The sequence below is a fragment of the Zongyangia sp. genome (genome assembly GCF_965361945.1).
The window spans coordinates 1-26,311 of the sequence record NZ_CBDTOK010000074.1; the positions used below are offsets into that span (position 1 = coordinate 1).

The 26,311-nt window shown below is 52.2% G+C and carries 25 protein-coding genes, 2 other RNA genes and 1 other annotated feature; of the genes, 11 read left to right on the forward strand and 16 right to left on the reverse strand.

All coding sequences use genetic code 11. The annotated features are described in order from the left end of the window. Window positions 1–165: 165 nt before the first annotated feature. The 6 genes from ssrA to ffs form a co-directional block, all read right to left on the reverse strand. Window positions 166–509: a transfer-messenger RNA gene (gene ssrA, locus ACZ25G_RS04825) on the reverse strand. Between the two features lie 10 nt (window positions 510–519). After that, a complete protein-coding gene (gene smpB / locus ACZ25G_RS04830; protein WP_342680825.1) occupies window positions 520–990 on the reverse strand; it encodes an SsrA-binding protein SmpB in 471 nt (156 codons plus the stop codon). Window positions 991–1,039: 49 nt separating this feature from the next. Then, on the reverse strand, window positions 1,040–1,639 hold the full coding sequence (gene recR / locus ACZ25G_RS04835) for a recombination mediator RecR (protein WP_463681723.1): 600 nt from the start codon (window positions 1,637–1,639) through the stop codon (window positions 1,040–1,042). 38 nt (window positions 1,640–1,677) lie between these two features. Then, window positions 1,678–2,028, reverse strand: a complete 351-nt coding sequence (locus tag ACZ25G_RS04840; protein WP_191483267.1) for a YbaB/EbfC family nucleoid-associated protein — start codon at window positions 2,026–2,028, stop codon at window positions 1,678–1,680. A gap of 49 nt (window positions 2,029–2,077) precedes the next feature. Continuing rightward, the gene (gene dnaX, locus ACZ25G_RS04845; RefSeq protein WP_463681724.1) at window positions 2,078–3,691 is read right to left on the reverse strand and encodes a DNA polymerase III subunit gamma/tau; all 1,614 of its coding nucleotides are present in this window, start codon (window positions 3,689–3,691) and stop codon (window positions 2,078–2,080) included. An 89-nt stretch (window positions 3,692–3,780) separates the two neighbouring features. Further along, window positions 3,781–3,880, reverse strand: an RNA gene (ffs, locus tag ACZ25G_RS04850) — signal recognition particle sRNA small type. 215 nt (window positions 3,881–4,095) lie between these two features. On the opposite strand from ffs, the gene rlmD reads away from it, so the two are divergent. From rlmD to ACZ25G_RS04880, 6 genes are all read left to right on the forward strand, one after another. Further along, window positions 4,096–5,526 (forward strand): 23S rRNA (uracil(1939)-C(5))-methyltransferase RlmD, encoded by a 1,431-nt coding sequence (gene rlmD, locus ACZ25G_RS04855; protein ID WP_463681725.1) that lies wholly within the window; start codon window positions 4,096–4,098, stop codon window positions 5,524–5,526. Between the two features lie 37 nt (window positions 5,527–5,563). Beyond that, window positions 5,564–6,664: a GGDEF domain-containing protein gene (locus tag ACZ25G_RS04860; RefSeq protein WP_463681726.1), complete on the forward strand. Its 1,101-nt coding sequence runs from the start codon at window positions 5,564–5,566 to the stop codon at window positions 6,662–6,664. 134 nt (window positions 6,665–6,798) lie between these two features. Next, window positions 6,799–7,494 (forward strand): tRNA (N6-threonylcarbamoyladenosine(37)-N6)-methyltransferase TrmO, encoded by a 696-nt coding sequence (gene tsaA, locus ACZ25G_RS04865; protein ID WP_191510506.1) that lies wholly within the window; start codon window positions 6,799–6,801, stop codon window positions 7,492–7,494. Window positions 7,495–7,534: 40 nt separating this feature from the next. After that, the gene (locus ACZ25G_RS04870; RefSeq protein ID WP_191483101.1) at window positions 7,535–8,236 is read left to right on the forward strand and encodes an AzlC family ABC transporter permease; all 702 of its coding nucleotides are present in this window, start codon (window positions 7,535–7,537) and stop codon (window positions 8,234–8,236) included. Continuing rightward, a complete protein-coding gene (locus ACZ25G_RS04875) occupies window positions 8,233–8,568 on the forward strand; it encodes an AzlD domain-containing protein (RefSeq protein ID WP_191483100.1) in 336 nt (111 codons plus the stop codon). Before ACZ25G_RS04870 ends, ACZ25G_RS04875 begins: the two co-directional genes overlap by 4 nt. A 26-nt stretch (window positions 8,569–8,594) precedes the next feature. Continuing rightward, entirely contained in the window at window positions 8,595–9,395 is an 801-nt protein-coding gene (locus ACZ25G_RS04880) for a nitrilase-related carbon-nitrogen hydrolase (RefSeq protein ID WP_463681736.1), read from the forward strand. A 97-nt stretch (window positions 9,396–9,492) separates the two neighbouring features. Here ACZ25G_RS04880 and ACZ25G_RS04885 read toward each other — a convergent pair whose 3' ends face one another. The 6 genes from ACZ25G_RS04885 to ACZ25G_RS04910 form a co-directional block, all read right to left on the reverse strand. Continuing rightward, a complete protein-coding gene (locus tag ACZ25G_RS04885) occupies window positions 9,493–10,437 on the reverse strand; it encodes an aminopeptidase (RefSeq protein ID WP_463681727.1) in 945 nt (314 codons plus the stop codon). Next, window positions 10,434–11,120, reverse strand: a complete 687-nt coding sequence (locus tag ACZ25G_RS04890) for an AroM family protein (RefSeq protein WP_463681728.1) — start codon at window positions 11,118–11,120, stop codon at window positions 10,434–10,436. Before ACZ25G_RS04890 ends, ACZ25G_RS04885 begins: the two co-directional genes overlap by 4 nt. An 86-nt stretch (window positions 11,121–11,206) precedes the next feature. Beyond that, window positions 11,207–12,142, reverse strand: coding sequence for a DUF1177 domain-containing protein (locus ACZ25G_RS04895; protein WP_191483097.1), 936 nt, complete (start codon window positions 12,140–12,142; stop codon window positions 11,207–11,209). A 12-nt stretch (window positions 12,143–12,154) separates the two neighbouring features. Further along, window positions 12,155–12,976, reverse strand: a complete 822-nt coding sequence (locus ACZ25G_RS04900) for a nitrilase-related carbon-nitrogen hydrolase (RefSeq protein ID WP_191483096.1) — start codon at window positions 12,974–12,976, stop codon at window positions 12,155–12,157. Between the two features lie 99 nt (window positions 12,977–13,075). Next, window positions 13,076–14,362 (reverse strand): cytosine permease, encoded by a 1,287-nt coding sequence (locus ACZ25G_RS04905; protein WP_463681729.1) that lies wholly within the window; start codon window positions 14,360–14,362, stop codon window positions 13,076–13,078. A 175-nt stretch (window positions 14,363–14,537) separates the two neighbouring features. Further along, window positions 14,538–16,172, reverse strand: a complete 1,635-nt coding sequence (locus ACZ25G_RS04910) for a PucR family transcriptional regulator (RefSeq protein WP_463681730.1) — start codon at window positions 16,170–16,172, stop codon at window positions 14,538–14,540. 223 nt (window positions 16,173–16,395) lie between these two features. Here ACZ25G_RS04910 and ACZ25G_RS04915 point away from each other — a divergent pair, with 223 nt between their 5' ends. Then, on the forward strand, window positions 16,396–17,421 hold the full coding sequence (locus ACZ25G_RS04915) for an MGDG synthase family glycosyltransferase (protein ID WP_463681737.1): 1,026 nt from the start codon (window positions 16,396–16,398) through the stop codon (window positions 17,419–17,421). A 10-nt stretch (window positions 17,422–17,431) separates the two neighbouring features. Continuing rightward, window positions 17,432–18,067, forward strand: coding sequence for a glycerol-3-phosphate acyltransferase (locus ACZ25G_RS04920; protein WP_191483092.1), 636 nt, complete (start codon window positions 17,432–17,434; stop codon window positions 18,065–18,067). A gap of 47 nt (window positions 18,068–18,114) precedes the next feature. Here the strand turns inward: ACZ25G_RS04920 and ACZ25G_RS04925 are convergent, their stop codons facing one another. From ACZ25G_RS04925 to ACZ25G_RS04935, 3 genes are all read right to left on the reverse strand, one after another. After that, complete coding sequence (locus tag ACZ25G_RS04925) at window positions 18,115–19,269, reverse strand: iron-containing alcohol dehydrogenase (protein WP_191510381.1); 1,155 nt, start codon at window positions 19,267–19,269, stop codon at window positions 18,115–18,117. A 223-nt stretch (window positions 19,270–19,492) separates the two neighbouring features. After that, the gene (locus tag ACZ25G_RS04930; RefSeq protein WP_191510380.1) at window positions 19,493–20,143 is read right to left on the reverse strand and encodes an RICIN domain-containing protein; all 651 of its coding nucleotides are present in this window, start codon (window positions 20,141–20,143) and stop codon (window positions 19,493–19,495) included. Window positions 20,144–20,431: 288 nt separating this feature from the next. Further along, window positions 20,432–21,016, reverse strand: coding sequence for a TIGR01440 family protein (locus ACZ25G_RS04935; protein ID WP_463681731.1), 585 nt, complete (start codon window positions 21,014–21,016; stop codon window positions 20,432–20,434). A 153-nt stretch (window positions 21,017–21,169) separates the two neighbouring features. On the opposite strand from ACZ25G_RS04935, the gene ACZ25G_RS04940 reads away from it, so the two are divergent. Both ACZ25G_RS04940 and ACZ25G_RS04945 read left to right on the forward strand, forming a co-directional pair. Continuing rightward, window positions 21,170–21,826, forward strand: coding sequence for an HAD family hydrolase (locus ACZ25G_RS04940; RefSeq protein WP_463681732.1), 657 nt, complete (start codon window positions 21,170–21,172; stop codon window positions 21,824–21,826). Window positions 21,827–21,880: 54 nt separating this feature from the next. Beyond that, window positions 21,881–22,140, forward strand: a binding site (T-box leader). A 109-nt stretch (window positions 22,141–22,249) separates the two neighbouring features. Next, window positions 22,250–23,914, forward strand: coding sequence for a 2-isopropylmalate synthase (locus ACZ25G_RS04945; protein ID WP_463681733.1), 1,665 nt, complete (start codon window positions 22,250–22,252; stop codon window positions 23,912–23,914). A gap of 36 nt (window positions 23,915–23,950) precedes the next feature. Here the strand turns inward: ACZ25G_RS04945 and pap are convergent, their stop codons facing one another. Next, the gene (gene pap / locus ACZ25G_RS04950) at window positions 23,951–25,441 is read right to left on the reverse strand and encodes a polyphosphate:AMP phosphotransferase (RefSeq protein ID WP_463681734.1); all 1,491 of its coding nucleotides are present in this window, start codon (window positions 25,439–25,441) and stop codon (window positions 23,951–23,953) included. Window positions 25,442–25,680: 239 nt separating this feature from the next. On the opposite strand from pap, the gene ACZ25G_RS04955 reads away from it, so the two are divergent. Further along, the coding region (locus ACZ25G_RS04955) for a zinc dependent phospholipase C family protein (protein WP_463681735.1) at window positions 25,681–26,311 on the forward strand (631 nt) is incomplete at its 3' end.

Consider the following 26,311-nt stretch of genomic DNA (forward strand, 5'->3'; position numbering starts at 1 on the left):
GTACATACGGCCACGAATTGGACGGAGAGCAAAACCAGGTAGCAATCCGGGTCAACTCATTATTCTTGGAGCTTCTTAAGCGTCGGGGAAAAAGGATGAGTGCGGTACCAAGTGTGGTAAAACAAAAATAGACCGCCCAGGAATGGCTTTCCTGAGCGGTTTTTTTGGTGGAGGCGACGGGAGTTGAACCCGTGTCCGAAAATCTCTCCATGCGAGTTTCTCCGAGTGCATTCTGTCCTTTACATTCCCTCAGTCAGCCGCCGGCAGAAAGGCTGCTGGCCTTGGTATCCTCTGATGTGTGTCTACGGCCGAGGAACTCCATGGACACATGGACCACTCATCGACGCCTATATCCGGTCCGTGGTACTACCGGACTAGACGGCAGCAGTTAAGCTGCGTACGCTACGTTATCGTTTGCGTTTAATTTTAAAGTTTCGGATTTTTAAGAGGGTCCGAACCTCTACTCGCTGCTCACACTTCAAAATCCCCGTCGAAGCCGTTACGCCCCCTTCTTTCATTTTAATATTTCCCTCTGTCCTTCATGGCTCGATCCATATCCCGTTTGGCGTCCCGGCGGGCCATATCCTCCCGCTTGTCGTAGAGTTTTTTACCTCTGCACAGCCCAACGGATACCTTCACATGGGAGCCTTTAAAATAAAGGGAGAGGGGCACCAAGGTGTATCCTTGCTGCTTGACAAGCCCAAAGAGCTTGTTGATCTCCCTCCGGTGCATCAAAAGCTTGCGGATCCGAAGGGGATCTTTATTGAATATATTCCCCTTTTCATAGGGGCTGATATGCATTCCCTTGATAAAAATTTCGCCGTTGTCAATATCACACCAGCTATCCTTGAGGTTGACCTGGCCTTGGCGGATGGATTTCACTTCTGTACCAAAGAGCTCAATGCCCGCCTCATAAGTGTCCTCTACAAAATAATCGTGGCGCGCCTTTCGGTTGAGCGCGATGGTCGCGCTTCCCTTTTTCTCCGCCATGGCCTCTCCCTCCTTACCTATGATATCTCAAACCAGCAAGAAAAACCTGTCAGATTTCGCTGCGCCCTTCCAGAGCGCGGTAAAGGGTCACCTCATCCGCATACTCCAGGTTGCCGCCTACGGGGATGCCGTAGGCAAGCCGTGTCACCTTGACGCCCAGCGGCTTAATCAGCTTGGAAATATACATAGCGGTGGCCTCCCCCTCCACTGTGGGGTTGGTGGCCATGATGACCTCCTTCACGGCCCCGTCCTGGAGCCTTGTCAGAAGTTCCTTGATGTAAATCTGATCCGGGCCAACCCCCTCCATGGGGGAAATCAGGCCGTGGAGCACATGATAGAGCCCATGATACTCCTTGGTCCGCTCGAATGCAATCACATCCCTGGGATCCTCCACCACGCAGATGGTGGACCTATCCCGGGCGGGATTGCCGCAGATGGGGCAGGTTTCCCCGTCCGTCAGGTTTTGGCAGACGGAGCAGTGGCGGATTTTCTCATGGGCCTCGGTGATCGCCGCCGCGAATTCCTGAGCCTGCTCTTTGGGCAGTCCCAGCACATAGTAGGCTAGGCGTTGGGCGGATTTTCGCCCGATGCCCGGCAGGCGCTCAAATTGTTCAATGAGCTTTGTCAGTGGTAAAACGTTATATGCCATGCTTCTCTCGTCTTTCCAGTCCTCATTGCCGCTATGATCTACAGAATCCCCGGCATGGACAGTCCGCCGGTGATCTTCTCCATCTCCCGGGACTGCACTTCCTCCACATTGCGGATGGCCTCGTTGACCGCGGCAATGATCAGATCCTGGAGCATCTCAATGTCCTCCGGATCCACAATTTCCGGCTGCAGCACAATGGATTTGACCTCTTTTTTGCCGGTGATGGTGATTTCTACCGCGCCGCCGCCCGCTTTGGTGGTGTATTCCCGCTCCTCCAGATCCGCCTGGAGCTTGGCCATATCCTCCTGGATCTTCTGGGCCTGGCGGAGCATATTGTTCATATTGCCGCCGGGGCCGCCGCCGAATCCCTGTGGTAATCTTGCTTTCATGGTTATATCCTCCTATGATCCATCATTTCAAAAAAATTCTCTTTTTATTTTACTGGCCGGTGACGGAAACGTCAATCCCCGCCTTCTGGGCCATCTGTTCCAGCATTTTCAGCGGATCCTCTTTGGCCTTCTCCTCCCCGGTTTTCTTGTAGGGACCCAGACGGTACTTCTTACCGGTCTGCGCTCTCAGGGCGTCCCGAAGGCTCTCTTTCGTATAATCCGACTGGCGGATCAGCTTGACAAAAAGCTCATCCGGCGCGTCGATGAGGACAATGTCCCCTTTGACATAGGCTTTGGAATCCTTGAGGGCGCCGTGAAGGGCAGGATTGGTCCCCTTCAGGCGTTCCATCACCTGTTCCCAGCAGGAAAGCTCCTGCATCTGTTCCATATGCTCCGGCACAATATCCGCCTCTTTCGGCTCCTGCCGCAAAGGCTTTGGGGAAAGGCTGGGGGGAGAAGCCTCCAGCCGGGAAGGATGCGCCATCATCGCCTCCAGCCGCTCCAGCCGTTTTTCCATCTCCTGGAGCAGCTGGAGGGTTTCCTCCGGCACACTCCCTTCCTGGGCGGGGAGGGCCCCCTTCTTTTTGCGCAGGGCGATCTTTACCACCGCCATCTCAAATTCGGTGCGCTTGGAGCTGGCCCGGGAAAGCTTGCCCAAGGTTTCCTGCAATATTTCCATGGTGGCGAGGATGTCCTCCATGGACATTTTTTCGGATATGTGAGAGAGACGCTCATAATTTTCTTTGGTGGTGACCACCAGCTCCTGGGCCCCTGGAACCGCCTTAATCATCATACAGCCCCGCAGAGCGGTAATCAGCTGGTCGCAGACCCGCTCAAAGTCAGAAGAGCCTTGGTGGAGCTCATCAATCAGGGAAAACGCCCGGCTGCTGTCCCGCTGGGCCAAGGCTTCCACCAACTGATAAATCTGTTCGCTGTCCGCCAGGCCGGAAGCCGCCACCACCGTAGCCACGTCTACATGAGCGCTGTAAGAGGAACAGAGGTCGAGGATGGAAAGGGCGTCTCTCATCCCGCCGTCGGCCAGCCGCGCAATAAACAGGCCGGCGTCCTCCTCTAAAGCAATGCCCTCCTGTTCCGCCACGGCCTGGAGCCTGCCGGCGATGAGCTCGCTGGGAATCCGGCGGAAATCAAACCGCTGGCACCGGGAGACAATGGTGGCCGGCACCTTGTGGACCTCGGTGGTGGCCAAGATGAAGATCACATGGGTGGGCGGCTCCTCCATAATCTTCAGCAGCGCGTTAAACGCGCCGACGCTGAGCATATGGGCTTCGTCGATAATATAGACGCGATATCCCGCCTTCACAGGGGTAAAATTCGCCTCTTCCCGCAGCTCCCGGATGTTGTCCACACCGTTGTTGCTGGCCGCGTCAATCTCCACCACATCCAGCACCGCTCCGTCGTCAATGCCTGTGCAAAGCTCGCATTCCCCGCAGGGATCCCCGTCCCGGGGACGCAGGCAGTTCACCGCCTTGGCCAAAATCTTGGAACAGGTTGTTTTTCCCGTGCCCCGGGAGCCGGTAAACAGATAGGCGTGGGCGCATTTTCCCTCTTTGACCTGGTTTTTTAGGGTGGTGGTAATATGTTCCTGCCCCACCACATCCTCAAAGACGCGGGGGCGGTACTTGCGGTATAATGCCTGGTACAAATCCACCCCTCCCCTTCTGCTTTTTGGATATGACAAAGAGCAGGAAACAACCGGTAAGATCCGGCTTTGGCCATACACTTTGTCACACGGACATACAGGCTTTGCTGTGGCACACAAAGAAATCCGCTTAATGCTGCTCGGTTCCCCGCCTGACATGGTTCACGGCGCTCTGTCGCACAGGACCCGCATGTCCGCATGACGAAATGCATGAATGTCCCTGCCCCGGTGGAAATTCCACCTTACTCTTTCAGTTGTCCTCGGGGCTCACGCCCAGATGTATCATTTATTATACTATAATTTCTTTCTAAAGACAACTGTTTTTTTCTTCTCTTCCTCTCCTTCCCTTTTATCATTGCCCCAAATATGATAAAATATAGAAAAACTCTGGGAATGTGAGGAGAAATATGGAGCTTCAGAAAAACGATGTCGTTACCCTTTCCATTGCGGATATTACAAATGACGGCAACGGCGTAGGACGCTTTGACGGAATCGCCGTCTTTGTTCCCGGCACAGCCGTCGGCGACGTCCTTCGGGTGCGGATCGTCAAGGTGTGCAAAAATTACTGCTATGGCATTGTGGAGGAAATTCTCTCCCCCTCCCCTGATCGAACCGAACCCCATTGTCCTGTTTACCGGCAATGCGGCGGGTGCAGCCTGCGCCATATTTCCTATGAGGCGGAGCTTGCCATCAAACAGGGCTGGGTCTATGAGAACATGCGCCGTATCGGGAAGGTAGAGCAGGCTGTCTTTGCGCCCATCCTCCCCTCCCCCAAAGAGGAAGGCTACCGCAACAAGGCCCAGTACCCGGTGGCGGCCGGTGAGGACGGAGGGCTCAAAATCGGTTTTTTCGCCAGGCGGAGCCACCGCATTGTCGACGGCGGCGCCTGTGCCCTTCAGCCCCCCGTCTTTGCAGAAATTGTGGAAACCATCCGGCAGCTATGCCAGCTTTACCATATTCCTGCCTATGACGAAGCTTCGGGGAAGGGGCTGCTGCGCCATATTTACCTGCGCTCCTCCCAAAACGCGGAGAAAATCATGGTCTGCTTGGTTCTCAAAGGGCCTCAGCTCCCCCATGCCCAGGCGTTTGTCGAGGCGCTCACCGGGAAGTTCCCGCGGATCAGGAGTATTGTGATCAATATCAACCCCCGTTCCACCAATGTCATTTTAGGCCGGGAATGCCGCACACTGTGGGGCGAAGATACCATTCAGGACACCCTATGCGGCATGGAATTTTCTATCTCTCCCCTCTCCTTTTACCAGGTGAACCGGGAGGGCGCCCAGGTGCTGTATGAAACGGCCCGGGATTTCGCCGGGTTACAAGGCACAGAGGTGCTTCTCGACCTATACTGCGGCGCCGGCACCATCGGCCTTTCCATGGCCCCCTATGTCAAAGAGGTCATTGGGGTAGAAATCATCCCCGACGCAGTGGAAGACGCGCGGAAAAACGCCCGGAAAAACGGCATTTCCAACGCCCGCTTTCTCTGCGCCGATGCGGCCGAAGCCGCGCGAACCCTCCGGGAAGAAGGCATTGTCCCGGATGTGGTCATCATCGACCCGCCCCGCAAAGGCTGCTCCTCCGGGCTGATTGACACCATCTGCGCCATGCATCCTCAGCGGGTGGTTATGGTTTCCTGCAACAGCGCCACCGCCGCCCGAGACTGCGCTCTATTTGAGCAGCAGGGCTACCAGGCGATGCGGGTCCAGCCTGTGGACATGTTCCCAAGAACCACCCATGTGGAGACGGTAGTCCTTTTGGGGAGGAAAAAGGCCGATGGTGAAGAAAGTTCCCTGCCCCATGAAACAGCGGGCGAGACGGTTGTTCATCTGCCCCGCTGATAATTTGAGAAGATAGGAAATATAAAGGAAAAAATTTATGAATATCTGGTCCGTTTTTATCACCTTGGAAGTTCTTTTCATTAATTTAGCGCTTTTCAATCGGTGCTGTAAACGAAAATACGGCATCGGCGTCACCATCATTTCCCTTGCTGCTTTTACCGCTTTCTTCCTATTCAGTGCTGGTCTCCTGTATTCCGGATTTGGTGACGGGAAGCTAGCCGTTGGAGGATTTCTATATCTCATCCCTCTTTTTCTCCTATATAAAGAAAAAATATCTCGGCTGTTCATCATTATGTGTATGTGCTGGGCCTTTACTATGAGCATTTGGGCCCTCTCCATTCAAATTGGGCGTCTCATTACTGGAAACAACCTATATTTTTGGATTTTTATCATCCAAACCGTTCTATACGCTATCATCCTCTATCCCTTTTTTAAGTACATTGCACCGAAATACCTTGCCATCCTGTACAATTTAAAAAAGTTTGATCAAAACTGTGGAAAATATTTTGATTTGGTCTGTTTTCTTCATGTCATCATGGTCATGATTTTAAACCTTACCTTTTTTCAGGGCAGCGGCAGTATTATGAAAGTATTGGCTATCTTATTGCTTTCCTCCATCACCATTCTTTCCTATGCCATGCTTTACCGTATGGTATCCGATTCTATTCGCATCGTCCAGCTCCAGCAGACCTCCCGACAGGATTCCCTCACCGGCCTCGCTAATCGCGCCTGCCTTTTTGACGATCTCCGGCTCTTAATTGAGCAAAAAGAAACCTTTTCCATTTTGTTTATGGATCTAGACCGGTTTAAGGAAATAAACGACCGTTATGGTCATATGATAGGGGATCAATATCTCCGACATTTCGCAACTATGTGTACAAAATCCTTCGAAACAAAAGGGAAGGTCTATCGCTTTGGCGGCGATGAATTTGTCGTGCTTTGTGAAGGCAGAATATCGCCGTCGGCTGTGGAACAGATTCAACTTTGCCGTGATTGGAACAAGGGAGCGCCTTGTCCCTTTAACCAGGTCAGCACCGGTTTTTTGGAATGCAGTCCGCCCTTTCCCGATGCAGAACAGCTCATCCAACAGGTAGATCAGAATATGTATGAAATGAAAATCAAAAAGCAAAGAGGATAATCCCGATAAAATGTGGCCGTGACTTTCTTTGCTAAAAGGAGCGGCATCTGTCTCTTTCTTCTTTTTTCACAATCAATCGATAGGAGCGGCCGGCAAAGGCCGCCCTTTCACTTCGGTACCAAGGAGGTAGCTTTATGGAACAGCCTCTCACCCTGAAGGCCATTGCCCACCTTCACAATGATTTCCCTACAAAATTCGGCTTGCCCCGTCAAAGCGGCCTTGTGGAAAATTTGCCGGCAACCATCGTCTTTACGCCGGAATACCGCAACCCTCACGCTTTGCGGGGGCTGGAAGGCTTCTCCCATATCTGGCTGATCTGGGAGTTTTCCAAAGCCCGGCGTCAGGGCTGGTCTCCCACCGTCCGTCCGCCCCGGCTGGGAGGAAACCAGCGGATGGGAGTCTTTGCGACCCGTTCCCCCTTCCGCCCCAACGCCCTGGGGCTCTCCTGCGTGAAGCTGGAAAAAATTGAGCGTCATCCGGAAATGGGGCCGGTGCTCCATGTTTTGGGGGCCGATCTGATGGACGGCACCCCTATCTTTGACATCAAGCCCTATCTTCCTTTTGTGGACAGCCATCCCGAGGCTTCCGGCGGCTTCGCCCAGGAAAGGAAAGATCACGCCTTAGAGGTGGATTGCCCTCCCGCCCTGCTGGCCAGAATTCCGGCCTCTCTCCAGGAAGGCCTCTTGGGGGTGCTGGCCCAGGATCCACGGCCCTCCTATCAGGATGACCCTGAGCGGATCTATGGTTTTTTCTTTTCGGACTATGAAATCCGCTTTACGGTAGAAGGCAATCTGCTGACAGTCCGAGAAGTGCTGGCCCGTCGCGGCTAAGTCCGCTTCTATCAACAGCTTTGAAAAGGAAAGATCTGACATGAATCAAAAGCGCGCCGCTTTAAAGGCGGCATTTCCCTATACCCTGCCCATCTGCGCCGGTTTTACCTTCCTAGGCCTTGCCTATGGGATCTATATGAACAGCATGGGGTTTTCCTTTGTCTATCCCATGCTGATGAGTCTGCTCATCTTCGCGGGTTCTATGGAGTTTGTCACCGTCAGCCTTCTGGTATCCTCTTTTCACCCACTGCATGCCTTTCTTCTTGCGCTCATGGTCAATGCCCGGCATCTGTTTTACGGCATCTCTATGCTGGACAAATACCGGGGCACGGGCAAGAAAAAGTTTTATCTCATTTTTGGCATGTGTGACGAATCTTTTACCATCAACTGCTACAATGACCCTCCCGCCGGGGTGGACAAAGGCTGGTTTATGTTTTTTGTCACCCTGCTCAATCACTGCTATTGGTTTTTAGGCTCCACCTTGGGAGGACTGCTGGGATCCCTGATCCATTTTAACACGGAGGGGATCAATTTTGTGATGACGGCCCTATTTGTGGTCATCTTCATGGATCAGTGGTTTCACCAAAAAGAACATGTTCCCGCTATTCTCGGCGTCGTCTCCTCCACCATCTGCCTGGTGGGGCTCGGTTCGGGCAGCTTTATCGTCCCGTCCATGATTCTGATCCTGCTCGGCCTGACTCTGCTGCGGGGCCGCCTGCAAAAGGAGGAAGGTATCTCATGACCATGACAACCGGACAAGCGGTCATCACCGTGGCAGCCGTGGTTTTAGGCACCATGCTCACCCGCTTTCTGCCCTTTCTTCTCTTTCCCGCCAATAAACCCACCCCGAAATACATCCAATATCTAGGCAAGGTCCTTCCCTGCGCCGTCATTGGGCTGTTGGTGGTCTACTGCCTCAAGGATATCTCCCTCCTTCATTGGCCCTACGGCATCCCCGAGGCCATCGCCATCGGGGTAACAGCGCTGCTGCACTGGTGGAAACGGAATATGCTTTTATCCATTGCCGCCGGCACCCTGGTGTATATGGGGCTGGTGCAGTTTGTTTTTGTATAGGAAAGGAGGTTTCCTTGGTGGACGACATGGTGCTGGGTCTTGTGCAGATGCAAAGCACTAGGGGCGATATCCCAGGCAATTTGGCCCGGATAAACTCCTTCTGTCAAAAGGCGCAGGCCCATGGGGTGGATTTGCTCTGTTTTCCCGAGCTTTCCGTCACCGGCTATCACGGGGCTGCCCAGCTGGCCCAGCCGCTGTCCGGCTTTATTCCCCAATCCCTGTCCCGGATGGCGCAGCGCTATGGCCTCTCCATCTGCGCCGGATTTGCCGAAACATCCGCGGAGGATAAGCCCTATCTTTCTCAGCTGCTCTGTACGCCGGAGGGGCAAATTTTTTCCTATCACAAAACCCACCTGGGGCGCCGGGAGCTGGAATCCTTTGCTCCCGGGGATGTGCTCCCCGTTTTTAAGACGCCCAAAGGGAAGGTCGGCATCGCCCTCTGCCTGGAGGCCCACTATCCTGAGATTGCTTCCACCTTGGTTTTGCGAGGCGCGGAGGTTCTGCTCTATCCCTTCGCCTCTCCCCTGGCCCCCCGCCGCCGGCGGGAAAGCTGGAGCCGCACCCTTTCCGCCCGGGCTTATGATGCCGGGGCCTATGTGGGCTGCTGCAATGCTTTAGGGCCCTGCGGAGATCGGGCCCGCTTTTCCGGAGGGGTCATGGTCTTTGATCCGCGGGGCCAGGTCCTGGCGGAATCCTTTGGGGAGGAAGGGGAGTTAACAGTGGCTTCCCTCCCTGGCCAGCCTCTCAACCGGCTGCGGGAGAAGGGGATGTCCTCAATGAAAGAGCCCTTTTTTCTGGCTGGAAGAAGGCCAGAGCTTTATCGATAAATAAAAAGCTGTAGAAAATTTTCTACAGCTTTTTTATTCTCATGGGAGACAAGAAAATTGCCTTTTTGAACCGGGCGGCGCCACAGGGGTTCTTTTTCTATTCGAAAACGAATTCCCCGCCCTTTAAGATCAATTTGTCATCCAAATATAGGTCCGGCTTGAGGATAACTCCGTCCAAATGGCAGTCCGCTTTGTTGGTGCCGCCAAAGGAGGTATTGGTTCCAAAGGCGATGTGGACGGTGCCATAAATCTTCTCGTCCTCCAAAATCTGACCGCAGAGAACAGCGCCTCGGTTGGTTCCGATTCCCAGTTCGCCAAGGGTGGCGCTGTGTTCATCTTGGGTTAAGAAGGCCACCTTTTCACTCTGTTTTCCCGAGATCCGCCGCAGCTTGCCGCCAGAGATCTCCACATACAGCGGCTCCTCCAATCGGCCGACGCCTACCATAGAGCCATCAATGAGCATCTCTCCGTCACAGGCGTCCTCCCGAGGCGCAATATAGGCTTCTCCGGAGGGCAGGTTCCCTGCTTGGCCCGGCTGCTTATAAACACCGGTGCTGGCAATTCCCTTTCTGCCGTCTAAGTTCAGCCGCAGGGTATGCCCCTCCTTGACAATGGTGGCGCTTTTTGCTTGGGTCAAAAGGTCTGTTATCCTCAGGGTCAGACGTTCCACTTCTCCATAGTCAGCGCATATCGCCCCTCGCTGAAACATCTCCTCGGTGATGTCCGGCATGGTGGCGATCCGAGCGCCGGCCTTCACCGCCTGAATCCGGGCATTCGTATGGGTGAGGGACTGAGCGGTGGGAACCAGCACCACATCGGCGCTTTTCATGGCTTGCGCCACCGCCGCCGGAGGTTCCTGTCCCGATACCTCCCGGGGGAGCATCTGCATAAGCAAGGCCTCTGCGCCCATCTCCCTTGCAGCCTGGTAGAGAACTCGTCCGATGCTTTCCTTCCCATCATCGGTCACAATGAGCACCTGTTCCCCTGGCTGTATTCCCATACAATCTGCCAGGATTTTTTTTGATCTCTCCAGCAGTGTCATAGCGCTTCCTCCTCACCGGCCAATTCTCTTACCACCCGTGCCAGTACTGTTCGGGGCAGCAGAACCGGCTTTCCCGTCGCCTGGTGAAAAATCCGTTTCATCTTCACCGTATAGCCGATGCAGTCCAGGATAAGCAGGTCAACATCCAGCTCGCGGAGCTTTTCCGCAGCGGACTGGATCCCCTCCATATCAGCGTAGGGAGACGCCGCCACCACATGGACTTCCTTGGCAATGCCATCCCACCGCCGGATATTCTGTTCCTTTTGGGAAATATCCGGTACTACCACGCCGATTTTTCCACGCCGCGCCAGAGCGGGCACCAATCCGTCCAGCAGCCGGCAGGGATAAATCAAGGGGACCTGCCCCTGTAGCTGCGGTGGAAATTCCCCTGTACAGAGCATGAGAATCATCTGCACACCTTGGGCTGTCAAGGTGTCGATGGCCTCTTGCAGCCGGGGTAGAATATGCCGTTCGGCAAAGCGGACGCTGGTGCCATCTTTCAGCCGGGAAACCAAGACATAATCCCCCTGCTGCGGCTCGATGGCCCGCAGCTGCTCCGGCGTCATATGATCCAGCGCCCCAGCCTGTATCAGCTGGATATCGTCCCCTAAAATTGGGAGGATATCGTCTGTCACATCGACTCTCGGAGACTGTCCTACGGTAATTGCTCCAACTTTAATCATAGTTCTCCCTCTTTTCCATTGAGCCCAAACAGGCCGGGAGGACTCCCGGCCTGTCTTTCTTTTCACATAAAAATCGAGTCTGGCGCCTATTTCCCCTTGGTTTGCAAATGTTTCATAGACCCGTAAAGCTTTACTATACTGTCAAACTCCTCTGGGTCATAAAAGCTGCAATCTCCCCTGCCGTAGGCTTTTGCAACCTCCAGCATAAATCGGGCTGCTTCCTCTATATCGGTGAGGTGGCTAGCACCGGTGGCGCAGCCGGGAACGGTTGTCTGCGCTGTAATGGCCACCCCTACCACCGGAGCATCTGTAGCCGTACAGGGCTGCAGGATGCTGTTGAGATGATACAGCCCATTGCCGTAGGGGGTGATATCCTGGGTGGACAGCGCAAATACTTGGGGCAGCTGACCTGTGGTAATCTCCATGATATCCAGCAGAGATTCGCTCACTTTGAGGATATATCCCTCTTTCACCGTCGGAGAAATGGCAAATCCCCGATGGTTGATAATCCGGTTGCCTTTGGTGGTATCCACGCACAAAATGGCGTCCAGTTCCGGGGTCACTTCCTCCCGATTCACCTGGGACATCTCCACCGGTGAACCCATAAAAGGCACCGGCTTATGGGGCTGGGTCGGCGCGTTAGGGCAGATATGCGTGGAGATGAACACATCCCCCTCCAGCACATCCCCTTTTTTCTGCATATCCAAAAGCTTTGCCGCCAGCGACAACGCGATCAGCGCGCCGTCCCCATCGGAGACAAAGCCGATCCGCTCCGGGCGGGCGCCTAGCCCTCCCAGGCGGCCAAGCAGTCCGATGGTGGGAGCGTCTCCTCCGGAGGACTTGCCACACCGGCCTGGAATCCGCACCTTAATCATATCTGTCTTTCCCTGAGGACCCTCCAGAGGATAAACCTCTACATTGCAGTCAGGTGCAATACCTTTAAGGTAGGCCATCGCCTTCTCCCCGCTGGCGTCAGCCGCATCCAGCAGATCGTAAAGCTCAATAAGCTGTTTGATGAGCATATTTTTCCTCCCTTAGTATTCTTCGGTCAGGCGGCCATAGGATGTAGGACGGCGGTCCTTGAGATAAATGACCTCTTTTTCTCTGGAGTCGGCCACCTCATCCAGATCAATCGTACAGACCAGCAATTCCTCGGTATCCACGCCAGCCTCGGCCAACAGCTTGCCCCGGGGATTAAAGACCTTGTTATCTCCAAACATGCTGCAGTTGCCCTCTACACCTACCCGGTTAATGCCGGCCACAAAGCAGGCATTTTCCAGGGAACGGGACATAAAATAGATATCCCACATATCCTTGTCCCAGATGGGGAAAGCAGAGGGGCAGAGAATTAACTCCGCACCGTTGAGGGTCAGGATTCTGGCCACTTCCGGGAATCCGCCGTCATAGCAGATCATCATCCCCACCTTGCCGAAATCCATCTCAAAAACAGGATACTCATAGCCTGGACGGAAATAATAGCGCTCTCCAGCCCATAAATGGGTCTTGTTGTAGGTGCCCATTAGCTTGCCCTCTCGGTCGATGACAATCAGTCCGTTGTAGAGCACGCCGGGGATATCACTGTTGAGGACGATGGGAGCTACCACATACATATGAAGCTTTTTCGCGTATGCCGCCAGCTTCTGGAAGGTCTCCCCTTCCGGATCCTCTGCCAGCTCGCCATAACGTTTGCCGATAATGTCCGGGCTATAGCCGGTAGAGAACATCTCTGGGAAACAGATAAGATCCACGTTTTTCTCGGCCGCTTCTTCCATATAAGCGATGGCCTTTTCTACATTGGCCGCTTTATCCATCATTTTGCAATCCATCTGCACCAGTCCCAGTGTCATCTTGCGCATCTTTGCATACCTCTTTTCTCCTTCGTGAGAAAACGGGCTCACACAGTGAATTCTCACGGCGGACACCCGTTTTTCAAAATGGTCGACTTTCGGAATAAATTAGTCTACAAGCGAATTTTGTCTTTTCACCTTCATCCATACAAAATGGACGATAAAGCTGACGATCATGCCATCAATCGCAGGAGCTGTAGTCAGGGTAATGGGTGTATAGGTCGTCAAATAAGACACAATAGATCCAATAATCCAGGCGGTACAAGCCGGGATATTGACTTTTCTTAATCTATCAATGTATTTTTCCTCATAGTACTGAGAGTTGAAGAAATAATAGTCTGCAATGATTACTCCACCCATTGGAGGAATCAAAACGCCCAGATAATTGAGAAAGGTTGTGAAATTCTGATAGATACCGGTCAGCGCCAAAATAATACCGATTAATCCCGACAAAGCGTTGAGCTGGTATTTCTTCATTTTCTTAAAGACAACTGAAAAACCAAGGGTAGAGCAATACAGATTGTTGTCATTAGAGTTCCACTGGGCGATAAGTAAGATAATAAGAGCAATGATACCCCAGCCTAATTTGAGCATAATCTGTACAATATCCCATTCGCCCGTGGCCTGGCAGGTGATAACGCCGATGAGCATCATGATGGGAACCACAATGGCGAAGGCCATGACAGCCGCGCCCACTGTATGTTTCGGAGATTTTGCATATCGGGAGACATCCGGCGCTACAACCGCACCTACAATGAAGGATGCCACTGCCACCGAGACACCGTAGCCGATGGTAATGGGTTCACCTGAACCACGCATGTTCCAAATTTCTGTCAAGGACATGCCAGAAACGACCTTCCACAGCGATGCCAGAAGAAGGATCATAAGAAGTGGTACTGCCACTTTACTCAGAATATCTTGCGCCTTATATCCAAAGGTAGAAGATAAGATCATCAAAATGCCGCCGATCACAATACAGAGAAGCGGAGAAACTGATTGGTGAAAGACCATTTCCCATGTGGTGGCTGCTGTGTCTCCAAAAAGTCCTAATTGCACGCCAAACCATCCGAAAGATCCGAAAGCCTGGATCACTGCAATGATGATAATTGCGGCTTTTCCAAAGGTAAACTGACTGACCATAGCTGTGGAAAAACCAGTTTTCGCGCCAACAATTCCGCACAGTGATGTCACCAGGGCAAGGACTGCACCGCCAATAAAAGCTGCCAATAACGCATGCTGGAAAGTCAATCCGTCTCCCAAGGTTCCACCGGTAACAATCAGGCCCAGACTAATGCCCACGCCTGCCCAGATACATCCCATGGAGATCCAGCCTTTCCTCTGATCTGCGGGGACAGCCGTTCTGGCATAATCGTTTAGTATTTGTTCTACTGCCATAACCATTCCCTCCTCATTTGCAATACTGCATATACTCCATACAATTTTTGTCTTTTCTACAAAAACAGATGTACATCTCCCACATATGGAGTAAATAAAGTATAGCATGGAGAGATATTGGTGTCGATGTTCACTACGAATGAAAAAAAACACAATTCATGTGCATCATGCACATTCACAAAAAATATCGCATTTTTAACGCCAGGCCAAGATTAAATAAATTCTCATTTTTTGAGAGATTGTAGCCGGTAATTTTCTCTATCTTTTTAATTCTGTTCGACAGGGTATTTCGATGCAAAAACAGTTCTTCCGCCGTTTTATTCCTTGCTCCCATATTTTTCACCAAGGTCTCCAGGGTTTCCAGCAGCCTAGTTTTATTTTTTCGATCGAATTCTTGCAGCTCCCATATGGTAGTTTCTACGAAGCGTCGAAAATAGGGAGAATCAGCTGTTTTCATCAATGCCTGTTCCAAACGCACATCCCTAATGTCCACCACTGCCCGTCGGATATTTGGCATCCTGCCGATGGCAATGGCGTCTCGCGCTTCTTCATAAAAGGAGGGAATCTCTATGTATTCCCGGCAGGTCTCGGAAATGCCGATCGTCAAATTCATGCCAAACTTCTCTCTGATGCGTCCATGGATTTCCTGGAACGCCTCGAAGAGCTGCTGTTTGTGGTAGACATCGCTCATCAAGCAGGTGAAGCTATCGCTTTTGGTAATGACGTTGCAGTGCACTCCCCGACTCGCCATGTGTTTTTTGATGGCACTGCTAATCCCCTCTTTTAGCTGCTGGATATCTTCTTCCTGTAGATGAAGGCTGGCCGCTTCGAAATCGTCTATATCAGCCACCGCAATACGCAGCGGTACACCGGGCCAGCGAAGCATCTGAGCGCGATAATCCGCCTCATCGGCAAGTTTAATATTGCCCGTCATCAGATCGATAAACAGGTTAGAATCCATGATCCGGGTATTGTCTTCCAGAACCTGCAGCTTTGCAAACTCCAAGGCCAAACTCGTGGCCGCATGGTTAAGGGCAATCAGCTGCATGTCATCAGGGAACCGCTCCATATAGACGACAAAAATATATCCGCAGATCTGCTTTTTCACAATCGCGCTGCGCGAAAGAAGACGAATACCTGCCGGACCTTTCAACTGGCGGGTAATATCTCCTCCCTGCACCTGATCTGTCAGCTGCGCGATGAGTCGTAAGGAGCCATCGGCATCCGGCGCAAATAGCTCCGCCGGTGCAAAACGTCCCTGGGCGCCACTTTGAGAAAGCACTTCGAAATTGGGGGTTGTGATGATAACCGGCTGGCTGATTAGATTGGAAAGCATCTGGGTGATTTCCTCAAAGCCACCGGAATTCAGTTCCAGTTCCATAAACTTAGCATTCATCAACTCAGAAAATTCCAGCTTGTTATTGTGCTCATCCACCAAAGCTTTCATCAGAGGGTGGGTAATATCAATAAAGGGAATGTCGGGAGGAATTTCAATCAAGGGTACTTGGAGCCTGTCAGCCAAGGCAATGGCATCCTCTGAAATGCTTCCCAAAAAACGCGTTTTGATGGCTAAGCCCGCCGCCTGCACACGGTAAAGATCCTCAATGAGCCCTGTTAATGCATCCGTGTCATTTTTAATCGCGTACCCAGTGGTAATCAACAGTTCGTTCTTTTTTAGCCATGGGGAAATATTGGGGACTTCCATGGTATCCACCCAGCTGATCTTCTTCTGAACTCCCTGTGCTCCGCCGATAAGCTTGCATTGCGCTAAGGCTCCTACCGTCAGCGCCTGCGCAACGGTCATTTCCATTTTTTCCCCTCTTTTCTGCAAAGTACTCTTAGTTTATATTTTGATTTCTTAAAAGAAAATTCCTTTTTCTGACAAGTTGTGGTATACTATAAATAGTATTTCATATTTTTAGTCGATTGTAAAGGAGGAGGTTTTCATCAAAGTCCTTGTTCTTTCCTGTAATACCGGGGAAGGCCACAACGCGGCCGCCAGAGCAGTCTTTGAAAAGCTGCAAAAACGGCAGATTCCCTGTGAATTCGTAGATGCGCTGTCCTTGGCTGGAAAACGCACCTCCAAAGTAGTTTCCAGCTGCTATGTAGGATCCACCCGTTTGCCCGGTGTGTTCCACTTTTTATATGCCGCCGGCGGAGCCATCAGCAATAACCGCCGCAAATCTCCCGTCTATTTCATGAATCGGCTTTATCGCCATGCCATTGACGAGTATCTTTCTCAGCATGCTTTCGATGTGGTTATCACCTCCCACCTTTTCCCGGCGGAAGTGTTGACCAGCCTCAAGCGTGAGGGGCGGCTACGCGCGCGCACCATTGCCATTGCCACCGACTATACCTGCATCCCCTTCTGGGAAGAGACGGAGCTGGACAGGTATATCCTGCCGCATAAGGATCTGATCGGTGAATTCGCCGAAAAGGGCCTGCCGCGGGAAAAGCTGCTGCCCTATGGCATCCCTGTACGGGAGTGTTTCTGCCAGAAGGGAGACAAGAAATACGCCAGGCGGCTGCTGGAACTGCCCCAGGATAAACCGGTCTATCTGCTCATGTCCGGCAGTATGGGCTTTGGAAAGCTGGGAGAAATGACCGAAGCTATCCTGCAGCGTCATGGCGACGGGGTATTTGTCGCCATTTTATGCGGCAGGCATGAAACACTGCTGGCCAAGCTGCAAAAGCAATTTGAAGGCCGCAGCAACGTCCGCGCCATCCCCTTCACCAATGAGGTCAGCCGTTATATGGATGCCTGCGACGTCATATTTACAAAACCAGGGGGGCTCACCAGCACCGAGGCGGCTGTCAAAAATATCCCTTTGATACACACAAGCCCGATCCCGGGCTGCGAAACTAGAAACGCGCAGTTCTTTTCCTCACGGGGCATGTCTTTCTATGATGAGGATATCCAGCGCCAGCTGGATTTTGCCCAGCGGGTCACTACCGACCCCCAGGTTCTCGGCCAAATGCTCCATGCCCAGCGAAACCATACCAATCCCCGTGCCGCAAGCCAGATTTGCGATCTCGCCCAGCAGTTGGCGGGGCAGTAAAGGAGGCCATATGATCTGGATTTTCCTGTTTTATATTGTTGCCGGGTTTTTCTCTGGCAGCATTCTTTACAGCGCTCTCCTTCCCCGTCTTTTCTCCAAAGTGGACATTGTGGAGGACAGCGACGACCACAATCCGGGAACCGCCAACGTTTTTAAGTTGGTGGGGCCTGTCATGGGGCTGATCTGTCTGCTCCTTGACATGGCGAAAGGGTTTTTCCCTGTCTTTCTCGCCCTGACCAGCTTGGATTTTCATCGTTTCCCCTTTGCCCTGGTGATGGCTGCCCCTGTATTGGGACATGCCTTTTCCCCCTTTGCCCGTTTTCACGGCGGGAAGGCCATCGCCACCTCCTTTGGCGTGCTCCTTTCCCTCTGCCTTTACAGCAATATGGTCTGGTATCTGGCCGGCGTCTTTATCTTTTTCTCCATCGGGGTCACCATCCGCCCCCACAGCTGCCGGGTCATTGCTTCCTTCCTTTGTTTTCTTCTCTCCTGCGTTTTTGTCGTTCCCATCCGTTCCTTCGCTGTGGGCGGCGTCATCATCTCCGCCATCGTTTTGGCAAAGCATCTGTTCCCTCGGGAGTTCACCCTGTCCCAGGTTCAGATTTCTTTGTTCGGAAGGCGGAAATTTCCCAAACACGCCAACTAACCAAAAGGGCAACCAGCTGACAAGCCGGTTGCCCTTTATTTTTTTATTTACTTCCAAAGCCGGTCATAAAGCATCTCCATATCCGCTGGAGTGATGTTCTTTCGGGTGTTGGAGGGACTGCCGCTGGCAAAGGCATCCTGCGCCATCTTGGGAATCGCTTTATAAAACGCATCCCGGTCGATGCCGTATTCCTCCAGGGTGGGGATTTCCAAATCCTTCGCCAATTTTGCAATCCTGTCAATCAGCGCCCTGGCCGCTGTCTCGTTATCGGCAGCTTCATCGACGATGTGGCACGCCTTTGCCAGGAAGGCAAAGCGGTCCAGCGCGCCATCCACTACATAAGACAGGCAGGTCTCTAACAGCATGGCATTGGAAATGCCGTGGGCTACGTGGAATAGGGCGCCAATGGGACGGCTCATGCCGTGGACAATGGTGACAGAAGAGTTGTTAAAGGCAATGCCGGCCTCTAGGGCTGCCAATGCCATTTCGGTGCGGGCCGTCTCATTGTCCGGCTGGCGGAATGCGGTCAGTAAATTCGCAAAGATTCTCTGCACCGCAGAAACCGCAAAGGTGTCGGAAAGCGGCTGGGCTTTCTTGGAGGTAAATGCCTCTACCGCATGGGTCAAGGCATCCATACCGGTGGCCGCTGTAATCTTGGCCGGCGCGGTCATTGTAAACTGCGGGTCAATAATGGCAAGGTCCGGCATAAGGCTGGGCCCTTTTAGGAGCATTTTCACATCGTTTTCTGTATCGGTAATAATGGTAAACTGGGTAGCTTCCGAGCCGGTTCCCGCTGTGGTGGGAATGGCCACCATCGGCGCCAGGGCGAAGGTGACATTTTTCCCCATATACTCAGTGATCCGTCCGCCTCCTGCCGAGAGCATGGCAATGGCCTTCATAGAATCCATAGGGCTTCCTCCGCCTACGGCGATGAGAAAATCGCATCTTTCTTTTTGATACTGGGACAGGCCGGTTTCAATCATCTTATCTGTGGGCTCACTGTTGATGCCGTCATAAATAGCGTACGCTGTTGCACAGCCATCCAGGACATCGGTGACCTTTTTCACATTGCCCAGCTTTACCATCACGCTGTCGGTGACAATCAATGCCTTTTTCCCCAGACCGGCAATCGTTGACGCCGCATCCTCCAGGGCGCCGGCGCCGCTCAAAATCTGGGATGGGGTGATAAATACATGAGACATAATCAACACTCCTGACTTCTATATTGGTATATTTAGGTGATATTTATATGACTTTTCAAGAATAATTATAGAAATCCAGGAGAAAAAGTCAATAAGCTGATAGAAAAAAGAGAAAATTCTTTCTCTTTTTCTCTTATATGGTCAAACGTTGATAAAATGATAGGGATATCTTTAGCACTTTTGAAACAAAAAGGCCCCCTCCAGAGAGGGGGCACAAAAGCATTTATTTTTCAGTTGATTTCTTCTGGGATGCCTTATTGGGCGTTTTTGCGGCGGCAGCTGCCTTTTGCGGTTCCTCTGCCTTAGCAGCCTTCTTGGCCGTCGATTTTGCCGGAGCCTTTGCCGTCTTGGATGTTTTGGCCGCCGTCTTTTTTGCAGCGGGCTTGGATGCCGTTTTTGCCGCAGGTTTCTTTGCAGTTTTGGTGGTTCCAGTCTTTTTTACCGCTACTTCTTGCAGCATCCAGCGCTGGTTGTCACCGTCTACATCCTCCCAAATCTGCAGGAGGGCGCCGTCCTCCTTGGACATATCCACCACGTCAATGCATTTGCCCGATACCTTGCTTTTGATCTTGTAGCTGCCGTCAACGCTTTCCTCCAAAGCCCAAAGCTGATTATCTGCATCCGCGCTGTCAAATTGGCAGATCCGAACGCCGTTGTCTGTACCGGAAAGGGTGGCATCCAGGGCTTTGCCGGTGGCTTTGTTGATCATCTTATAGTATTCATCATTGCCTTCCAGCTTCCACTGCTGGCTGTCCTCACCAGAAGCGGCAAACATGACCACCTTTTCATCCGCTGTCGCTTGTATCGCCTTGCCGCTCTCCTTAGAGATCAGTGTATAATATGTATCCAAGGCAATATTCTTTTTTGCCCTCATATAAAACGCTCCTTCACTAAAAAATTCTGAAAACGCTTATATTTATTATATCATTTCAACTTTCAATGTCAATCTTACTGATATTTCCAGTTAAAAAAGAAATCATTTCGCTTATACTTGACCAAAAATACTCCACAATAAGGGAAAAATGCTGTGCGTTCACAACAACGATCATCTCAGCTTTTGAAAAAACAAAGGGAGGAAAAATGCGGGAAAACAGCGAAAAAAAGCAGAGTTCTTCAGCAAGGACAGCCCTTTTCTCCCCTTGTTCTCTTGACAATGGCGATACTACAGAAGAGCTTCGTCATAGTGGGCGCGGATACCGCCGATAAATTTTGGCCGTGTCCGGGCTAAAAGAATATGGGCTTTGCCAATATACTGGATGCTGATGCGCAGGGGCACCGCCACTTCCCTCAGATGCATGCCGATGAGGGTGCCGCCGATATCCAGCCCAGCGTGGGCCTTTAGATGCTCTACCGCCACCGGATGGGAGAAATGGGCATAAGCCGCGGTGGCAAAGGAGCCTCCCGCTTTGGGCTGCGGTACCACATTGACGATGTCCAGGCCGTATGCCTTGGCGCATTCCTCTTCCACGATCAGCGCACGGTTAAGGTGCTCGCAGCACTGGGCCGCCAGATAGAGGCCGTGGGCCTTCACTACATCATAAATTTCCTCAAAAACCGCCGCTGCCAAATCTACATGGCTATCAGAGCCGATCTTCTGTCCGCCGATCTCGCTGGAGGAGCAGCCCACCACCACAATCTGGCCCTTTTGCAGCTTTGCGCCCTCCACCAGTTCCTCTATCGCGGTCCTGGCCTGGGCTTTTATATCCGACAACATGCTTTCCACTTCCTTTAGTTTTGCTTGTCTCATTATACCCCTCTTTGGTTTTTCTGTAAATGATTGGAGTTGCGCTAACTTGTCTTTTCCCTTGTGAGAAATCTTTGGCTATATTGCCATCTGCCCAATGTTCACGGCATCTTGTATAATGAACAGTGTAAAATCTACAGCAAAGCGAGGACGTTTATGGGGAGCTTGTTTCAAAAAAAGGGATGCAAGGCCGTTGTTTTTGATATGGATGGGGTGCTCATCGATTCGGAACCCATCCATTTTCAGGTGCTGGGTGATTTCTGTGCCCCTTTGGGCTTTTCTCTGACCTGGGAGGAGTTTACCCCTTTCATCGGCAAGGATGAGGTCACCTTTTGGGAGTGGGCCATTTCACGCTATCACCTCACAGGGTCCGCGGAATCCTACATCCACGGTTATGTGGACAGACTTCACGCTTTCTTTCACTCTGCAACAAATCTGCCCCCCATCGATGGGGTCGTTGAGCTTTTGCAGCAGCTGCGCCGGGAAGAAATTACTATTGGACTTGCCTCTTCTTCCGCCATTGGGGTTATCCGGGACACTCTGGCCGCCCTTGGCATTACCAGTTATTTCGACGCCCTGGCAGGGGCCGATCAGGTGGGACATTCCAAGCCCAATCCCGCCGTTTATCTCAAAGCGATGAAGGATCTGGGGGTCCGGCCTGAGGAATGCGGCGCCGTGGAAGACAGCCACTACGGGATGCTGGCGGCTAAAGCGTCGGGGGCCTTCTGCGTGGCATTTCGCAACCCCTCCGCCGGAGAACAGGATCTATCCATGGCCGACGCCTTTGTGGACTCCATCCGGCAGCTGCTGTAAAATAAAAAAAGAATTGACAAGTCCCAGGCTGTGGAGTATAGTATAAGCAATACATGAAATGCGCAGAAGAGGAATAGTAGGATCTCCCTTTTCTTTCAGAGAGCCGCCGGTTGGTGTAAGGCGGCAGAAAAGATGGTCTGAACTCACCTCCGAGCAGCTCGCTGAAATGAAAAGAGTAGGTGGAGCCGGAGCCTGACCGTTACAGCAGGAGGATATAAGGTTTTTTGAAAAGAAAGCCCGTATCTGATGAAGGGTATGCCCCAGGGCATAAAACCGAGTGGTACCGCGTAAGATGTAAGTCTTTCGTCTCGATGGAGATGAAAGACTTTTTTTATTGCCGAAAACAGCGTACATAACGGCCCGCACATCAGACGATACGGAGAAAACGCGCAGGCTGGCCACAGCCGGAAAGGGAGTTATGGTATGAAAAATGTAGAAAAGTACACCAGAGGTTATTTTATGCCTCCAGAATCATGTATGGACTGGACAGAGAAGGAATACATTCAAAAGGCGCCTGCCTGGTGCAGCGTAGACCTGCGGGATGGCAACCAGGCCCTGGTGGTCCCCATGAGCCTGGAAGAAAAGCTGGAATTTTTCAAGTTCTTGGTCAAAATCGGCTTTAAGGAAATCGAGGTAGGGTTCCCGGCGGCTTCTGAGACAGAATATGAGTTTGTCCGCACCCTGATTGAGCAGAATCTGATCCCCGATGATGTGGTCATCCAGGTACTCACCCAATCCCGGGAGCACATTATCCAGAAGACCTTCCAGTCCCTCCAGGGGGCCAAGCGGGCCATCGTCCATCTTTATAACTCCACCTCGGTGGCCCAGCGGGAACAGGTCTTTCAAAAGAGCAAGGAAGAGATTATCGATATCGCCGTCTCGGGGGCAAAGCTTCTGCAAAAGTATGCCGCTGAGATGGAGGGCGACTTCCAGTTCGAATATTCCCCTGAAAGCTTTACCGGCACCGAAATGGAATTTGCCCTGGATATCTGCAACCAGGTGCTGGATGTCTGGCAGCCCACCTCAGAAAATAAGGTGATTGTCAACCTGCCTTCAACAGTATCCCTCTCTATGCCCCATGTCTATGCCAGCCAGATAGAGTATATCAGCCGGCACCTGAAGTACCGGGAAAATGTGATTTTGTCTCTGCACCCCCACAACGACCGGGGCTGCGCTGTAGCCGACGCTGAAATGGGCGTACTGGCCGGCGGCGAGCGGGTGGAGGGCACCCTCTTCGGCAACGGTGAGCGCACCGGTAATGTGGACATTATCACCTTGGCGCTGAACATGTACTCCCAAGGCGTTGACCCTGGTCTGGATCTGAGCAATATGCCGGAGGTAGCCTCGGTCTATGAGGAAACCACAGGGATGAAGGTCTATGACCGTCAGCCCTACGGCGGCAAACTGGTCTTTGCGGCCTTCTCCGGCTCCCATCAGGACGCCATTGCCAAGGGCATAAAGTGGCGGGAAGAAAAACAATGCGATCACTGGAATGTCCCCTACCTGCTCATCGACCCCAAGGATATCGGCCGGCAGTATGACGGCGACGTCATCCGTATCAACAGCCAGTCGGGCAAGGGCGGCATCGGCTACCTGCTGGAGCAGAAATACGGCTTCGACATGCCCAAGAAGATGCGGGAGTGCTTCGGCTACCAGATCAAAGGTGTCTCCGACCATCAGCACAAGGAACTCAAGCCCGAGGAGATCTATGGCATCTTCATGCAGTCCTTTGTCAATATGGATTCCCCTGTTACCTTCCACAGCGTCCACTTCATCCATCCCGATGACTTTGAAGCCACAGTGGCGGTGGCTGTCAGAGGGGTGCCCCAGGAGTTTAAGGCATGGGGCAACGGCCGCCTGGATGCGGTCAGCGCCGCCCTGCAGAAGGGGCTTGGGATCGATTACACCCTGGTTACCTATAAAGAGCACGCGCTGGAAACCAGCTCCAAATCCCGCGCAGCCGCTTATGTGGGCATTGTCGACAAGGATAATCAACCCTATTGGGGCGTAGGCGTCCACAACGATATTATCACCGCTTCTGTCAAAGCCCTGATCAGCGCCATCGACAACATGCTTAAAGCCCATTAATAAAAGGCCGCCTTTCTCAGAAGGCGGCCTTCTTCATTACAGTCTCAGCTCAATGGCATGGATCAGTGTCCGCAGGGCCTTGATCCTGGCAAACTTCTTGTCATTGGACTCAATGATGTTCCAAGGGGCAAAATCGGTGGAGGTATACCGCAGCATATCGTTGACCGCCACCTCATATTGGGGCCATTTTTCCCGGTTGCGCCAGTCCTCCTCGGTGATCTTCCACTGCTTTTCCGGGGTGTTCTGCCGCTCGGTAAACCTCCGCAGCTGTTCATCCTGGTCGATGTGGAGCCAGAACTTGACGATAACCGCGCCCCAATCATAGAGTTCCTTCTCAAACTCATTGATCTCCTGGTAGGCCCGATGCCATTCCTCACTGGTGCAGAATCCTTCCAGGCGCTCTACCATGACGCGGCCATACCAGGTCCGGTCAAAGATGGCAATATGCCCTGTCTTGGGCAGTCGTGTCCAGAACCGCCACAAATAGTGATGAGCCAGCTCATCCTTTGTGGGCGCGGCGATGGGGATCGCCTCGTAGCCCCGTGGATCCAAGGCTGCCGCCACCCGGCGGATATTGCCTCCCTTGCCTGCCGCATCCCATCCCTCATAGGCGACGATGACCGGTATCCGTTTTTTATAGATCTTGTTGTGGAGGACGGAAAGCTTCGCCTGCTGTTTTTTCAGCTGCTCTTTATAGGTTTCCTCTGATAATGTCCGGTTAAGGTCAATATCCTGAAGCTTGGGCATCTCCACCAGGGTAAACTTAGGCGAGAGGATCACAGGGCTTTCCGGCGGGAGAGGCTTATATTCCTCCCTTTTCTGAGCGATGGCCTTTTCGATGGAGGAGACCAGGATGGTATAAATATCCGCCATGCAGCTGTTTTTGTCATGGCTGGAAATGACATGCCAGGGCGCATAGTCGGTGTCGGTGTTGGTCAGCATCTGATCCAGCACCTCATAGTATTCATCGTAGTGCTTGTTGCGTTTTAAGTCCCGATCTGTCACCTGCCAGGCCGTATTTTTGGAAGACAGCAGGTTTTCAAAGCGCTGTTTTTGATCTTTTTTGCTGATGTGCAGGAAAAACTTGATAATCAGGCAGCCGTCGTCAGCCAGCTGGCGTTCAAAGGTCTTGATGCTTTCGGTCCGCCGGGCAATTTCCCCATCGTCCACGTCCTGTTCCAGTTTTGCCACCGAGATGTCCTGGTACCAGCTACGGTCAAAGACAGCGATCTGGCCCTGGGCGGGGATCTTTTCCCAGTATCTCCACAAAAGGGGCTTGCGCCGCTCAGCGCTGTCCGCCTCAATAAAAGAGGTCACCTTGAAATACCGGGGATCCAGATTGAGGATCATGTCAGCAATCCTGCTTCCCTTTCCCGAAGCGCCCCATCCTTCAAAAAGGATGATCACCGGCAGCTTATTGGCCTTGATGCTCTGCTGAAGGACAGAAAGCCGCGCCTTCAGTCCCTCGGCCACCTGCTTATATTCCTCTTTCATCATCATCTTTTTTAAATCCACTTTTTCAAGCATGAAGCTCCCCCCAATCTTTTGCGATACGCTATTGAATTATGTTTATTATATCTGATTTTTCAATAGAATTCAAATTATTTTTGTCTGATTTCACCATCATTTTCGGAGGAAATCCGGGGAAAAGTCTATGCAAAACGCACAATAGGCGCTGAAAACTTCTTGATACGGCAGGATGGATAAAATTTTTTCAAAAATTCATGGTACAATAAGAAAAACATGGTGATGGGGAGGATGAACCTATGCCGGCCTATGTGACACACTGGCTGTTTGGTGACGCCGTATGCCAGCAGCTTTGCGGGGAACCGCTGGAAAAAATATTGCGGCAGCATCGTGCTGCCTATGACTGGGGAACCCAGGGGCCGGATCTGCTTTTCTTCCGCCGGGCTTATCTAAACCCTTTCAACAAGGTCATCCAAACCGGTGTACGAATGCATCAGGCCCCGGTTCCTCCCCTGCTCAATGCCTTTCTCCGCTATCTGCGCCCACGGCAGGGCACCCCGGAAGGGACTAGGTGTCTTGCTTACTTTATGGGATTTCTCACCCACTATGTATTAGACCGCTCCGCCCATCCCTATGTCTACGCCATGGTGGAGAAACGTTCCCCCTTCACCGCTCCTTTCGAGAAAAAGGGCCTGCATCATCAGATTGAAAGCGCCTTGGATACCATCATGTGCCAGGAGCGTCTGGGGATCCGGGTGCAAAACTTTCCTCTATTTTTCGGCCTGCAAAACCGCCGGGTTCATCAAGATGTGGCTTCTATGTTAAAAAGGGTCATCTGGGAAGCCATGGGGGAACAGATCAAAAAGCAGGATATTGTCCGCGCCTTTGACGACGCCTTGTGGTGCGAAGAATTCCTGCTCGATTCCAAAC

Bases quoted from the DNA above. Each gene is read 5' to 3' on its own strand.
- smpB (WP_342680825.1), bottom strand. From the start codon at position 990: ATGGCGGAGAAAAAGGGAAGCGCGACCATCGCGCTCAACCGAAAGGCG.
- recR (WP_463681723.1), bottom strand. From the start codon at position 1,639: ATGGCATATAACGTTTTACCACTGACAAAGCTCATTGAACAATTTGAG.
- ACZ25G_RS04840 (WP_191483267.1), bottom strand. From the start codon at position 2,028: ATGAAAGCAAGATTACCACAGGGATTCGGCGGCGGCCCCGGCGGCAAT.
- rlmD (WP_463681725.1), top strand. From the start codon at position 4,096: ATGGAGCTTCAGAAAAACGATGTCGTTACCCTTTCCATTGCGGATATT.
- ACZ25G_RS04860 (WP_463681726.1), top strand. From the start codon at position 5,564: ATGAATATCTGGTCCGTTTTTATCACCTTGGAAGTTCTTTTCATTAAT.
- tsaA (WP_191510506.1), top strand. From the start codon at position 6,799: ATGGAACAGCCTCTCACCCTGAAGGCCATTGCCCACCTTCACAATGAT.
- ACZ25G_RS04870 (WP_191483101.1), top strand. From the start codon at position 7,535: ATGAATCAAAAGCGCGCCGCTTTAAAGGCGGCATTTCCCTATACCCTG.
- ACZ25G_RS04875 (WP_191483100.1), top strand. From the start codon at position 8,233: ATGACCATGACAACCGGACAAGCGGTCATCACCGTGGCAGCCGTGGTT.
- ACZ25G_RS04880 (WP_463681736.1), top strand. From the start codon at position 8,595: ATGGTGCTGGGTCTTGTGCAGATGCAAAGCACTAGGGGCGATATCCCA.
- ACZ25G_RS04885 (WP_463681727.1), bottom strand. From the start codon at position 10,437: ATGACACTGCTGGAGAGATCAAAAAAAATCCTGGCAGATTGTATGGGA.
- ACZ25G_RS04890 (WP_463681728.1), bottom strand. From the start codon at position 11,120: ATGATTAAAGTTGGAGCAATTACCGTAGGACAGTCTCCGAGAGTCGAT.
- ACZ25G_RS04895 (WP_191483097.1), bottom strand. From the start codon at position 12,142: ATGCTCATCAAACAGCTTATTGAGCTTTACGATCTGCTGGATGCGGCT.
- ACZ25G_RS04900 (WP_191483096.1), bottom strand. From the start codon at position 12,976: ATGCGCAAGATGACACTGGGACTGGTGCAGATGGATTGCAAAATGATG.
- ACZ25G_RS04905 (WP_463681729.1), bottom strand. From the start codon at position 14,362: ATGGCAGTAGAACAAATACTAAACGATTATGCCAGAACGGCTGTCCCC.
- ACZ25G_RS04910 (WP_463681730.1), bottom strand. From the start codon at position 16,172: ATGGAAATGACCGTTGCGCAGGCGCTGACGGTAGGAGCCTTAGCGCAA.
- ACZ25G_RS04920 (WP_191483092.1), top strand. From the start codon at position 17,432: ATGATCTGGATTTTCCTGTTTTATATTGTTGCCGGGTTTTTCTCTGGC.
- ACZ25G_RS04925 (WP_191510381.1), bottom strand. From the start codon at position 19,269: ATGTCTCATGTATTTATCACCCCATCCCAGATTTTGAGCGGCGCCGGC.
- ACZ25G_RS04930 (WP_191510380.1), bottom strand. From the start codon at position 20,143: ATGAGGGCAAAAAAGAATATTGCCTTGGATACATATTATACACTGATC.
- ACZ25G_RS04935 (WP_463681731.1), bottom strand. From the start codon at position 21,016: ATGAGACAAGCAAAACTAAAGGAAGTGGAAAGCATGTTGTCGGATATA.
- ACZ25G_RS04940 (WP_463681732.1), top strand. From the start codon at position 21,170: ATGGGGAGCTTGTTTCAAAAAAAGGGATGCAAGGCCGTTGTTTTTGAT.
- ACZ25G_RS04945 (WP_463681733.1), top strand. From the start codon at position 22,250: ATGAAAAATGTAGAAAAGTACACCAGAGGTTATTTTATGCCTCCAGAA.
- pap (WP_463681734.1), bottom strand. From the start codon at position 25,441: ATGCTTGAAAAAGTGGATTTAAAAAAGATGATGATGAAAGAGGAATAT.